We start from the raw sequence: 11,222 nt of genomic DNA, 5'->3' as shown, positions 1-11,222 counted from the left end.
GCAAAGGATCCCGCGGCCACATCGGCATAATCCGAAGGTCGGCATAATGGATCTTATGCCGAGGTCGGCATAACGTGCACCTGCTCCGCAACAGCTTCCGCTATGCCTCGAAGAAGGACTGGTCGCAGATCGCCAAGGACCTCAAGCCCGTCTACACCGCCCCGAGCGAGGCGGCCGCGCTGGACCGGTTCGCGGAGTTCTCCGGCAAGTGGGAGAAGCGCTACCCGGCCATCATCGGGCTCTGGACCAACGCGTGGGCCGAGTTCGTGCCTTTCCTGCAGTTCGACAACGAGATCCGCACCGTGATCTGCACGACGAACGCGATCGAGAGCATCAACGCCCGTATCCGCCGAGCGGTGAACGCCCGCGGTCACTTCCCCACCGAGCAGGCCGCGCTGAAGTGCGTCTACCTGGCGATCATGAGCCTCGACCCCACCGGCAAGGGCCGTAAACGCTGGAGCAACCGCTGGAAGGCCGCACTCAACGCCTTCGAGATCACCTTCGACGGACGCCTGTCCGCCGGCAGGAGCTAGAAAAGACAACCCCAGTTACACCGAATAATTGACAGACCCCCCGGCAGTTAGACCGTCAGATCGATCGAAGACGGCCCTGTGTGATAAGCGCGTGCTGCCCGCTGCAGTGCGTGGGTAACGGCGATGATGGCTGGTCGCTTGGCTGAAGCATCCCTGGTCGCCACGAGCAGTTCCCGGCTCTGCATGCCGGGTGCTGTGGGAAAGCGGCGCACGTTGGCCGCCGCTCCTGTGAGGGCAAGGCCGGGAAGGACGGCGACCGCGAGCCCGGCTTCGACGAAGCGCAGCTGGACCGAGAGGTCCTCGGAGGAACAGATGACTTTCGGGTCGAATCCCGCTTTCCTGCATTCGTTGGTCAGCCATGTCCGGGGTGCTGAGTCTTCGGCCTCGACGGCCCAGGCGGCGCCGGCCAGCTGGGAAATGATGTTTCCCTCAGGTTCAATGGTCGCTGCGATGGCGGCCTCCATGATCAGCCACAGCGGATCTTCCAGGATCGTTGTTGCCGTGATCCCTGCCGTGGTCGCTATCGGCAGTCCCGGGTAAGACTCGGCGATGACGAGGTCATATTCAGATGAGGCCAGGGCCGGCAGTGTGGTCTCGGGTTCGCCTTGGTCGAATTCAATGGTGAGTTCGGCGTGGAGGCGGCGCAGTTCCTGGAGGGCCTGCGGGACGATGGTCAGCGCCGCTGATTGAAAGGCCGCCATCCTGACAGTGCCGCGGGGCTGTTCCATGGAGGTAGAGACGTCCGCTTCTGCCCGTTCGAGCAGGTCCAGGATTTGTTCGGCGTGCGCTACCAGGATCAAACCTTGGGCGGTGAGTTGCAGGCGGCGCCCGGCGGGTTCGACCAACGGCACTCCGACTTCTTTTTCGAGAAGACGGACCTGCTGGGAAACAGCTGATGTGCTGTAGGAGAGGGCTTCTGCAACGGCAGAAAGGGTCTTGCGGTGATGCAGCTCCCGCAAGACCCTTAGCCGGGCGATGTTCAGCATATCGGCTCTTTCTGCCTGTTCATGGTGCCCTCATGTGCTCGGTAAAGCACAGGTGCCTGTGTCAGGAGAACTCTACGATAAGTTCCACTTCCACCGGGGCATCCAGGGGCAGCTCTGCGACGCCCACGGCCGAGCGGGCGTGCTTGCCGCTGTCCCCAAAGACCTGCAGGAGCAGGTTGCTGGCACCGTTGATCACCGCTGGCTGCCCGTTGAATCCCGGCGCCGACGCGACGAAGCCGACGACTTTGAGGATGCGGGCGTTGTCGAGGTCTCCCTGCGTTCCGGCAGCGGCCAGCGCGTTCAGGACGCAGGTGACGGCCAGTTCGGCGGCCTCGTCGGCAGGCACCTGCGCTCCGACCTTGCCTGTTACGGCGAGAGATCCCTCGCGCAACGGAAGCTGGCCGGAGGTGTATACCGTGTTGCCGGTCCGGACGGCGGGGACATAGCTGGCGACGGCGCCGGGGACGGCGGGAATTTCCAGTCCCAGTTCGGCGAGCCGCTGGCGGGTTTTAGGGTGGGTGCGGGTTGGTGTTTCGGTGCTCTGGGTCATGGTTTCCTTTGTCATGGTGTGCTTAGTTGCAGTACTTGGTGGCGGCCTGGGCGAGGATGCGGGTGATCCTGTCCAGGGAAGCGAGTTCGATCCATTCGGTGGCGGCGTGGGCGCCGCCGCCGTCGACGCCGAACAGGAGCCCTGGAATGCCGGCTTCGAGCATGAGCGAGGCATCAGTCCAGAAGGGTTCCCCACGCAGAACGGGCGCCGTTCCCGTGACTGCCTCTGCTGCGGCCAGAACTGTCTGGACCAGCGGCTCCTCGGTGGGAACTTCGAAGGGGTGGCGCTCAAGACCGCGGGTCAGGGTGTAGCGGAAGTCAGGATCTGCTGCGGCAATAGCATCGAGAATTTCCTTCAGTTCCGCTTCGACGGTGTCCGCCGTTTCCCCTGGGATGGTGCGGCGTTCCAGGGAGACGGTGCACTGGGCCGGGTAGCTGGAAATCTCTTCTCCGCCACGGATGACGGACGCGTGGATGTTGCCGGTTCCGAGGATCGGATGGGCAGGACCGTCCTTGAGCGCCATTGCGAGGTCATCTATGCCGGTCAGGAAGCGTCCGGCTTTGGCGATCGCGTCAACTCCCAGGTCCGGGCGGGAACCGTGTGCGGCGACGCCATGGATGGTGACCTCGAACCAGGCGAAACCGCGGTGGGCGACGACGATGTCCTCATGGGTGGGCTCGGAGACGATCGCGGCGTCCGCGGTGAAATGACGGAGGACCTCTTCGGTGCCGGCGCTGGCGAACTCTTCGTCAGCGACTAGCGCGAGAATGATGTCCCCTCGATGTGGCAGGGCCGCTGCGGCGGCCGCGGCGACCATCATTGCGGCGATTCCGGCCTTCATGTCGAAGGTGCCCCGGCCGTACATGCGGCCGTCCTCGATTCTTGGTTCCAGCGGCTCGCCGTCGTAACCGGCCAGGGTGACGGTGTCGAGATGGCCGTTAAACATCAGATTCCTGCCGTGCCCGGTCCCCGGCGCCACAGCCACAATCGAAGGACGGCCCGGGGCGGCTTCAAGCCGAGTGATGGTGAATCCCCTCGCCTCGAGCCAGGACGCCGTGAACGATGCGATGACTGCTTCACCGGCGGCCCCCGGAACGAGCCCGGGATTGACCGAGTCGATCCGGACCAGGTCCTGCAGCAGCGCCGCCGCATCATCTGTAAGGGTTGGCGTGCTTTCAGGAGCGGTTGTGGGGTTGTTGTTCATGCGATGTGGTTCCTTTATCGAAGCGGATTGGCCGCGAGGCCTTCGGTGCTGACGAGCACTACGACGGAGTCCGGGGTGATCTCCAGTTCCTGTCGGTGTTTCTCGTCGGACAGGGCTGCCCTGACACCGGCCAGGGTTGAGGCTCCGCACGGACCCGCGTCCAGGCCCAGACCGCCGAGGTCCAGGACCGCTTGGCGGCAATCTTCCTCTGACACGCTCACGGCGCCGTCAAGACCGGACAGCAGGGACGGCCAGCCCAGTTCCGATGGGGTGCCGCAGTTCAGCCCGGACATGATCGTGGGGAACGAAGTATCCACGACAACCGGCTGGCCCGCCTGCAGGGATTGGGCGATGCAGGCTGCCGTGTCCGGTTCGACACTGAGCAATGACGGGGCCCGGTTGCCGGGGTTCCGGTAATGGTCGACCATGGCGTGGGCGAGGGAGCCCACCCCCACCGGGCAGGCAACAAGATCGGCGCCGGCCAGGCCGGCTTGGGCCAGTGCTTCGTCAGTTTCGGCGAACAGGGTCGTATACCCGTCAACGATCCAGCGGGGAATGTCCGTGTACCCGGCCCAAGCTGTGTCCTGGATCAGGACGTCCCGGTCGCTGCCCTGCGTTGACGCTGCGGCGGCTTCCACGACGTCGTCATAGATGGCGTCGAGTTCGATCAGTTCGGCCCCTTCGCCCTTGATCCCCTCAATCGCGGCAGCGCTGAGACCGTTGGGAATGTATACCCTCGCGCGCAGACCCAGCAGCGCGGCCATCCGGGACACGGCCCGGCCATGGTTCCCGTCAGTGGCCGTCACCAGGACCGGCAATGACCCGGCATCGGTACCCGAATGCAGGTGTTCCCGAAGTTCCGGGACGGTCATGGTCTCGGGATCGAGGCCGCAGCGTTCACAGAGCGCCCGGCAAACGGCCCACGAGGCGCCGAGGATCTTGAAGGCCGGCAACCCAAGTCGGTTTGACTCATCCTTCAGGAACACCCTGCCGACGCCGAGTTCGGCAGCCAGTGAAGGAAGTTCGGTCAAGGGAGTCGGCGAATAACCGGTCAAAGTGCGGTGAAAGGACAGCGCCGAGGCGGGGGCGGCCGTCTGCCACCTCCGGGCGTCGGGATTGGCGTACCAGTAAGCGGCGTGAGTGGAGTGCATAAATCCATGATCCGGCAGCAGACCTAAAAGGAAAAGCGATGCTTTACGGCCGATTACTTACACTTTTACTTAAAGTTTATTGGCCAGTATTGTCGAATGCATATCCCGTTTTGCTTCAAGGTAAGGGCCACAAAAAGCCGCTTTTTCTTTGAGTGCGTCTGGGGAAGTATGAAGCAGGCAGTGAGCGACGCCACAGATACGGCTGAACGGGCCGATGATCAGGTCGGTGAGCCGCGGCAGGCTCGTTGTCTCGGTCATGGTGTCCTCCGGTTTGCGGGCAGCAGTTCCGCCCTGTCCCGGATCATGTGTGCGGATCCCCAGCGGGGCCTCTTCAGGGGCGCTGGTCAGAACTTCCGGCAGGATACTGCCGGAATGCTCGAAACAGGTGCCGCCTGGGCACCTCAGAAGAACAGGCCGGAATCATCCTTTCGATTCGGGACGGAGACATCGGACGGATCAAGTCGTCGAATTTTTCTTTCGTATCCAGAGCCACACGCCCGTACCGAGTAGCACGGCGACAACAATAGCTCCGGCGCCCAGCATGGTGGGGTCCACCGGCGCGGTTGCGGACGCCGCCTCGGTGTCAGCATTGACCGTCCCAGGCTCCGTGGTTTCGATCACGGATGGCGTCGGAGTCGCGCTCGGGTTGGCTGTCGCGGACGAAAGGGAAGCAATCGCCCCATCGGTTGTCACCGCGGTGGCAGGGCCAACCGCGGGAGCTTCAGCGGCCGGCTCAAGAACTGCGGGCACCGGGTCATTCGACGGGACGTACTGATGGACCGGGGCGACCGGCACGACAGCTGGTGCGGGCGCCGGAGCCTTGACTGGGGCCGGCTGCTGGGCCGGAGGGACGTAAGGTGCCGCCGGAGCTGGTGCCTGGGGCAGAGGAGGACTGGGCGACCTACCTCTGCAATGGCACAAAAAAATGGGAGGTCCCCTGCAACAGCAGGGGACCTCCCCTTCATACGGCTTTGCCTGACGCCCCCAGCGTGCCAGGCAGAGCCTTTCGTGCAACCTTGCCTGACACCCCCGGCGGGCCAGGCAGAGCCTTTCGTGCAACCTTGCCTGACACCCCTTCGGGCCAGGCAAAGCCTCTACAACCCTTGCCTGACACCCCCGGCGGGCCAGGCAAAGCCTCTACAACCCTTGCCTGACACCCCCGGCGGGCCAGGCAAAGCCTTTCGTGCAACCTTGCCTAACCCCCAGCGGGCCAGGCAAAGCAGTTCTTGCCCCGCGTCAGCGCCGCAGGCTGTCCAAGAGCCGGGCAACGTCGTCGACGTCGTCCGGCAGAGGTTCGACGTCGATCCTGACGGTCGCTGATGGGAACTCGGCCTCCAGCAAGCTGTTCAGTTCCGATGCGCACCTGTTGATGCGTCCGAACGCATCCTGCGTCCTTTCACACAGAATGATGACGGCGTCGGAGGTCCGGCTCAGGACCGTCCCGCTGCGGGCAAAGTTGTCAGCGCAGATGCGACCGATCGTGGCCTCCAGCTCCCAGCGGCGCCCCGACCCCTGGTGTATGGGGTGCCTAAGCACGGCCACCAGAAAGCCCCGGCCAACGTCGTCGTGCGCGCCATAGAGCTCGTAAAGCCGGTTCCGGAAATGCGGCCACGTGGAAAGGCCGTTGGCTGGATCCGTGCAGGAGATCGCCACGCTCAGCAGCGAGGAGGCGTCCACCCACGCTTCGGCGAAGCCGGCCGTCACCCACAGGGGCGTCGCCAGATCGAACGCAGAAAACAAGGCGCCGACGTCGGCCAGTGCCTCAGCGATGCCCACGCCATCGTATGCCCGGGCAGCCGCGAGCTTCCTGATGGCCTCCATGGCCATCGGGTCGCCGGTCCTGATCCCCGTGCCTTCGGGACCCAAGCTGAAGACCCTGCCCGCAGGGTGGTCGCCGGAATGGTCTCTGGATGCAGCCGCAGTTTCGGAGTCAAAAGCGCCGCGGGCAAAGGCGGTGGCGAGTGCTTGGGTGTCGGGGCAGAGCCAGTCTGCCTCCACACGCCAAGCGGCAGCCATGGTGCGGCGCCGCCAGCGCGCAAGGACGTCCATGGCATCTATTGGCCTGGTGCCGGCCGCGGGCTGAAGTATGGTCACACCAGTTAAGAGCGGCTTGCCCAGCAGTCGTGACGCGACTTTCTCAAGATTCCCGAAATTACCGTCCGAACCCCTAATTGCCGCCGTAAACTGGGGGTCCTTCACTGTCCCACGGGGGGATAGACAGCCTGTCAGGAAGACTTATGCTCAGCGAAGCCGCATCCAGTGCAGAATCTGCCGAGCCTAGCGACGCGGAGCTCATCGCCAAGGTCCGGGCCGGGGAGAGCGATGCCTATGGTGAGCTTTTCGGACGCCACCACGGCGCCGCCGTCGGCCTTGCCCACCGCTACGCCCGCAATGCTTCCGACGCCGAAGATCTCGCCGCTGAGGGCTTCGCAAACGTCCTGGCAGCGCTGCAGTCCGGGTCCGGACCCGACGCCTTTTTCCGGGCCTATCTCCTTTCCTCGATTGCTCGGCTCGCTGCCCGCAAGAACATCGGTGACGGCCGGCAGAGCCTCAGCGATGACATGACCGCCTACGAGACTCACACCGGCTACACCGACCCCGTACTGCAGTCCTTCGAGTCGAAAACCGTGGCAGACTCCTTCCGCTCCCTGCCGGAACGCTGGCAGGCCGTGCTCTGGTACACAGAAATTGACGCCATGACCCCTGCGGCTGTTGCCCCCTTGCTGGGACTCTCCGCTAATGGCGTGTCCGCGCTCGCCGTCCGCGCACGCGAAGGCCTGCGTCAGGCCTATCTTCAGCACCACATCACCGCCACGGTGGACGACCCCGGTTGCGCCGCCATCACAGACAAGCTCGGTGCCTACGCACGGAACGGCCTGAGCCCCCGGAACGAAACAAAGGTCCGCGAGCACCTGGAGGACTGCAACAAATGCCTGGGGTTGTTCCTCCAGGTGCAGGATGTCGGCGCCGGAATGAGGGGAATTATCTTCCCGCTTGCCGCAGGCCTGGCATTCCCTGCTGCTGCCAAAATCGCAGCAGGAGGAATCTTCGGCGGCACTGTCCTGGGTATCCAGCAGGGTGCTTCCCGCAGCTGGGAGTGGATTCGCCAGAACGCTCTGCTGAGTGCCAGCGCCGCATCAGTTGCCGCCATCGCCGTCGTGATGGCGGTGGTGGGCGGTCAAATTGGCGGGGTCAACGCTGGCGGTGGAGGTCTGGCCGTTCCGGGTTCGCAAACGCCGGGAGACAGCAGATCAACGGATGCGGCCGATGGCTCCGGCCCGGGAGGAACTTCGCAGGCGGACGGATCATCGACCGACGGCACCTCGGATGCTGAGAGCGAAAACGGCGGCGCCGACGGTGATAATGCCGGGCCCGGTAGCGGAACAGAGGACGCAACCGCTGACGACGCAACTGCTGACGGCGCAACAGCCGACGACTCGGCAACGGCAGAAAATCCCTCCGGGGCAGCACCGGCTCCAGTGGGAGTATCACTGCCGGACTCAACAGGAACGACCAGCGGTTCCCCTGGGCAGCCCCCCGCGGGCGAGCCGGCCCCGCAGCAGCCAGCACCGGCTCCTCCGGTACAGGCCCCTGCTCCTGCTCCCGCTCCCGCTCCCGCTCCGGCGCCGGCCCCCGCCCCCGAGTCTCCTCCTGCCCCAGCCCCGGTGCCTCCTTCTGACTCAGCTCCGGTCCCGGCGCCGCCTCCTGCCCTGGTGCCCGCTCCTGCCCCGGTGCCCGCTCCTGCCCCGGTGCCCGCTCCTGCTCCGGCGCCCGCCCCTGCTCCGGCCCCGGTGCCCGCTCCTGCTCCGGCGCCCGCCCCTGCTCCGGCCCCGGTGCCGCCTCCTGCCCCGGCCCAACCAACCCTGTTCAGCGCCACCGCCTCCGTCAGTCGTGGCGGAGAGGAGCAGTTCATGGATGTTATTGTCATCTCTCTCGCGCCCGTGACAGGCGGAACGGTTCCCACAGATGTGACAGTGGCACTGCAATACCACGGCTCCAAAATCCAGCCGACCGGCGCCGGTTCGGCTGGATGGCAATGTTCGGTCTTCGGCCGTCGGGTCAGCTGCTCATTACCAGCGGCCACTGCAGGGACCCTCCCGCCCCTTGTGGTTACCGGCGAGAGTCAATCGGCCGAGCGTCCCGACATTGACCTCAGCATCGGCGGAACGCTGGTGGTTCCCACCTCCGGCCGGTATTAGCCTCCAGCCACCCCGCCGTCTCACGATCCGGGATAAATGTGGCCGCTACGTCCAGGCCCTCGGCGGGTGCAGTCGGCTCCGGGAACGGAAGTGAGCGGTCGGTGCGGTAGTTGGGGGCCATAGCTAGTCCTGATTCTTTGGTGCGATGAGCTGATTTGCGTGAGCCCTCCCTTGCGCGGGTCCCTGTGGAGCTGATCGGAGGTGTCCGTGAGGGTCTTTCCGGTCAGCCTCCAGTGCTGCCGCCTTTGGCGCTGCCACCGAAAGCCGCCGCGGGAAACGGATGTTGCACCCTTGCTAGGGATGCCGCTCTTGGCTGTTGCTTCGGCAGGGATGGAGGTGACACCACCTGCCAGTCTGGCTCCGACGGCGGGCAGCGCCCGGGAGCTGGAGGATCCGCTGCTGCCCATCGGCAGGAAGTACCAGCCGTAGTGGCCACTGGATCGTCCCTCTTCGGAGCACTTCTCGTCTTCGGCCCGCTCGTCGGTGGTTTTGTTTTGGCATGCCTGGGCGTAGTCGGCATCGATCACGTCCCCGTAGGGTGAGCAGCCGGTCAGTACGGCGCTGGCCAGAAATGCCGAGACGCCCAGGACGACGGCAGCTGAATTCCGGTTCCGGGACCGGGGCAGTCAGGAAGCGCACATCGAATGGGCACGCCAGTTCTGGGAGGCCATGCAGCCGCACTCGGCCGGCGACGTCTACGTGAACTACCTAAGCGACGAGGGCGAGGACCGTGTGCTTGCAGCCTACGGCCATCACTACGCGCGCCTGGCGGCCTTGAAACGCAAGTACGACCCGGACAACGTGTTCCAGAACAACCAGAACATCAAACCGCAGTGACGCGGCCGCCTGGTGTGTGAGGAATCGAGCACCTCAGTTCCCTATTTGCCGGGAGGTGGGACTTTGCGCTCAGCTCAGGCCGCCGGGCCGAGTTCTTGCAGCGGCTGAGCATGGTGGGCAGCAGGTGGTCGCCGCAGGGTGAGTCGGCGGCCGCGGCGGTTCGACAAGCTCGACCATGAGCGCTCATCGGCATGAGCGAGAGTCCGGCGAGTCCACTCCGTGTCAGGCTTCTTTTCGCTGTGCAGTCCCCCAACGGTCCAAGCGCCACAGAAAATTTCCGGATCACGATCGCCGTGTTTCCGCGGCCGGTCGATTCCCGTAAGACCCGCCCGAGAAAATGCCCGGTGAAGGGAGGGGGGATTCTGTCGATCGAAGCAACACCTTCCTTCAAGGTGATTCGCTATGTATTTGAGTTCGACGTCTCCAACAGGTATCCGCTTTCTGGCCTCGATCAAGCAGGGAAATGGTCTCAAACCCTCCGCCCGTGCGGCCGGCATCGGCAAAGAGACCGGTTACCGCTGGTTGCGTGAAAGATACTTGGAGTTCCGCCGCGACGGAACGAGTCCGGCCGAAGCGACGGCAGCGCTTGGTTTCGTCTCATCCAGGCTCCCAGCCTGGGAAGCAGCCGTCAGCGGGGCTACCGGCCGCCACCATCTACAGGCCAATGTCGAAGACGAAGCCGCATTCTGGGCGACGTTCGAGGGCGGCAAGAGCCTTGATGAGTCGGCCCTGGCCGGCGGGGTGAGCCGTTCGACCGCGTATCGGTGGCTCCACATTCGGTTCGACCAACTCCGGAGCTCGAAGGTCACCGTGAAGCGCTGCCAGGCCCTTCTGCGCGTGACAGATCAGCGCTGCCGCAGTTTCGAACGCGAACGCCTCGCCCGGCTGGCGAAGGAGCGGAATACGGCAGCGGCGGCCCAACACGCCGCCGTGTTGTCGTCGAACCGCTACGCAGACCAGGCACTAGCCTCAACGGTTTCCGCGGCGCAACAGCGACGCACCGAACGGGACACGAAGTACTGGCAGCTGATGCGAGAGGGCAAAAGCAATGCCCACGCATGCAGACTTCTCGGTATGCATCGACGAACAGGTACGCTGCTCCGGCGTGCCAACGGCGACAGCTTGGTGACAAGATCCGCTACCGGGATCTCTTCTTGCCATTCGGGTTGCTCCCAGTCCCGCCACCAGTAGTGCAGTGGCCGGCCGTCGATGACGATGTCCAAGCGTCGGCTTTCGATCATCCTCCTGTTGCGGAAGGCGTCGGTGAATGCGGCGGCTATGAATTCAGGATCTTGAGGTTCCAGTGTCAAGACGTTCCGGCGCTCCATCCGGTTATCCTAGCCGCGTACGGCGAACCGCCAACGGTTGCAGTGTGGCGGAATCGATCGATTTCGTTGCACGAGTGCCGCGCCGGTCGCCCCAACTGACCCTCGACCTCGACGACTTCACCGACGCACGAGCATTCCTCGCGAATCGAGCGCACCACCCGCGGCAAACTTCCGACTCCTCGAGCGACTCATCCCGCAGATCGAACGCGTTCTGAAGATCGGGGACCTCAACGCCGCCGAGTATCGAGCCCCGACGGGCATCATCCATCGGGCATGGACGCCAGGGGGTCCAAGGCGCAAGATGAGGTGCATGACAACAACCGTCATGATCCTCGGCGCCGGCTTCGGCGGGTTGGAACTCGCGAGCACACTGTCGGAGCGCCTTGCCGACGGAGTCCGCCGCCGCCTGGTCCCCGCAGCACTGGGGATCTTCG

Annotated in this window: 10 protein-coding genes and 1 pseudogene; 4 read left to right on the top strand and 7 right to left on the bottom strand. The window is 64.6% G+C overall.

What is annotated here, in order from left to right:
• Positions 1-74 precede the first annotated feature (74 nt).
• Positions 75-533, top strand: a pseudogene (locus ASG92_RS23100) (transposase); the annotation flags it as partial.
• A gap of 47 nt (positions 534-580) precedes the next feature.
• On the opposite strand, the gene ASG92_RS23095 reads toward ASG92_RS23100, so the two are convergent.
• The 7 genes from ASG92_RS23095 to ASG92_RS23075 form a co-directional block, all read right to left on the bottom strand.
• The gene (locus ASG92_RS23095) at positions 581-1,519 is read right to left on the bottom strand and encodes a LysR substrate-binding domain-containing protein (RefSeq protein ID WP_056634031.1); all 939 of its coding nucleotides are present in this window, start codon (positions 1,517-1,519) and stop codon (positions 581-583) included.
• A gap of 61 nt (positions 1,520-1,580) precedes the next feature.
• On the bottom strand, positions 1,581-2,069 hold the full coding sequence (locus tag ASG92_RS23090; protein WP_056634027.1) for a RidA family protein: 489 nt from the start codon (positions 2,067-2,069) through the stop codon (positions 1,581-1,583).
• A 22-nt stretch (positions 2,070-2,091) separates the two neighbouring features.
• A complete protein-coding gene (locus ASG92_RS23085) occupies positions 2,092-3,273 on the bottom strand; it encodes an ArgE/DapE family deacylase (protein ID WP_082579680.1) in 1,182 nt (393 codons plus the stop codon).
• A 14-nt stretch (positions 3,274-3,287) separates the two neighbouring features.
• Positions 3,288-4,424 carry a diaminopropionate ammonia-lyase gene (locus ASG92_RS23080; RefSeq protein WP_056634025.1) on the bottom strand — a complete coding sequence of 379 codons (1,137 nt, stop codon included), beginning with the start codon at positions 4,422-4,424 and terminating at the stop codon, positions 3,288-3,290.
• Positions 4,425-4,493: 69 nt separating this feature from the next.
• The gene (locus ASG92_RS28660) at positions 4,494-4,682 is read right to left on the bottom strand and encodes a hypothetical protein (RefSeq protein ID WP_157372432.1); all 189 of its coding nucleotides are present in this window, start codon (positions 4,680-4,682) and stop codon (positions 4,494-4,496) included.
• A 198-nt stretch (positions 4,683-4,880) separates the two neighbouring features.
• Entirely contained in the window at positions 4,881-5,174 is a 294-nt protein-coding gene (locus tag ASG92_RS29050; protein WP_162256354.1) for a hypothetical protein, read from the bottom strand.
• 486 nt (positions 5,175-5,660) lie between these two features.
• Positions 5,661-6,473 (bottom strand): hypothetical protein, encoded by an 813-nt coding sequence (locus ASG92_RS23075; protein WP_056634022.1) that lies wholly within the window; start codon positions 6,471-6,473, stop codon positions 5,661-5,663.
• Between the two features lie 188 nt (positions 6,474-6,661).
• On the opposite strand from ASG92_RS23075, the gene ASG92_RS23070 reads away from it, so the two are divergent.
• The 3 genes from ASG92_RS23070 (at position 6,662) to ASG92_RS23065 (ending at position 10,651) form a co-directional block, all read left to right on the top strand.
• On the top strand, positions 6,662-8,623 hold the full coding sequence (locus ASG92_RS23070) for a sigma-70 family RNA polymerase sigma factor (RefSeq protein WP_056634017.1): 1,962 nt from the start codon (positions 6,662-6,664) through the stop codon (positions 8,621-8,623).
• A gap of 669 nt (positions 8,624-9,292) precedes the next feature.
• A complete protein-coding gene (locus ASG92_RS27750; RefSeq protein ID WP_082579679.1) occupies positions 9,293-9,460 on the top strand; it encodes a BBE domain-containing protein in 168 nt (55 codons plus the stop codon).
• A 402-nt stretch (positions 9,461-9,862) separates the two neighbouring features.
• The gene (locus ASG92_RS23065; protein ID WP_056634014.1) at positions 9,863-10,651 is read left to right on the top strand and encodes a hypothetical protein; all 789 of its coding nucleotides are present in this window, start codon (positions 9,863-9,865) and stop codon (positions 10,649-10,651) included.
• Positions 10,652-11,222: the final 571 nt, after the last annotated feature.

The organism is Arthrobacter sp. Soil736 (assembly GCF_001428005.1).
Classification (GTDB): Bacteria; Actinomycetota; Actinomycetes; order Actinomycetales; family Micrococcaceae; genus Arthrobacter.
This window is presented reverse-complemented; position numbering and strand designations above follow the sequence as displayed.

Bases quoted from the DNA above. Each gene is read 5' to 3' on its own strand.
- ASG92_RS23095 (WP_056634031.1), bottom strand. From the start codon at position 1,519: ATGCTGAACATCGCCCGGCTAAGGGTCTTGCGGGAGCTGCATCACCGC.
- ASG92_RS23090 (WP_056634027.1), bottom strand. From the start codon at position 2,069: ATGACCCAGAGCACCGAAACACCAACCCGCACCCACCCTAAAACCCGC.
- ASG92_RS23085 (WP_082579680.1), bottom strand. From the start codon at position 3,273: ATGAACAACAACCCCACAACCGCTCCTGAAAGCACGCCAACCCTTACA.
- ASG92_RS23080 (WP_056634025.1), bottom strand. From the start codon at position 4,424: ATGCACTCCACTCACGCCGCTTACTGGTACGCCAATCCCGACGCCCGG.
- ASG92_RS28660 (WP_157372432.1), bottom strand. From the start codon at position 4,682: ATGACCGAGACAACGAGCCTGCCGCGGCTCACCGACCTGATCATCGGC.
- ASG92_RS23075 (WP_056634022.1), bottom strand. From the start codon at position 6,473: ATGGACGTCCTTGCGCGCTGGCGGCGCCGCACCATGGCTGCCGCTTGG.
- ASG92_RS23070 (WP_056634017.1), top strand. From the start codon at position 6,662: ATGCTCAGCGAAGCCGCATCCAGTGCAGAATCTGCCGAGCCTAGCGAC.
- ASG92_RS27750 (WP_082579679.1), top strand. From the start codon at position 9,293: ATGCAGCCGCACTCGGCCGGCGACGTCTACGTGAACTACCTAAGCGAC.
- ASG92_RS23065 (WP_056634014.1), top strand. From the start codon at position 9,863: ATGTATTTGAGTTCGACGTCTCCAACAGGTATCCGCTTTCTGGCCTCG.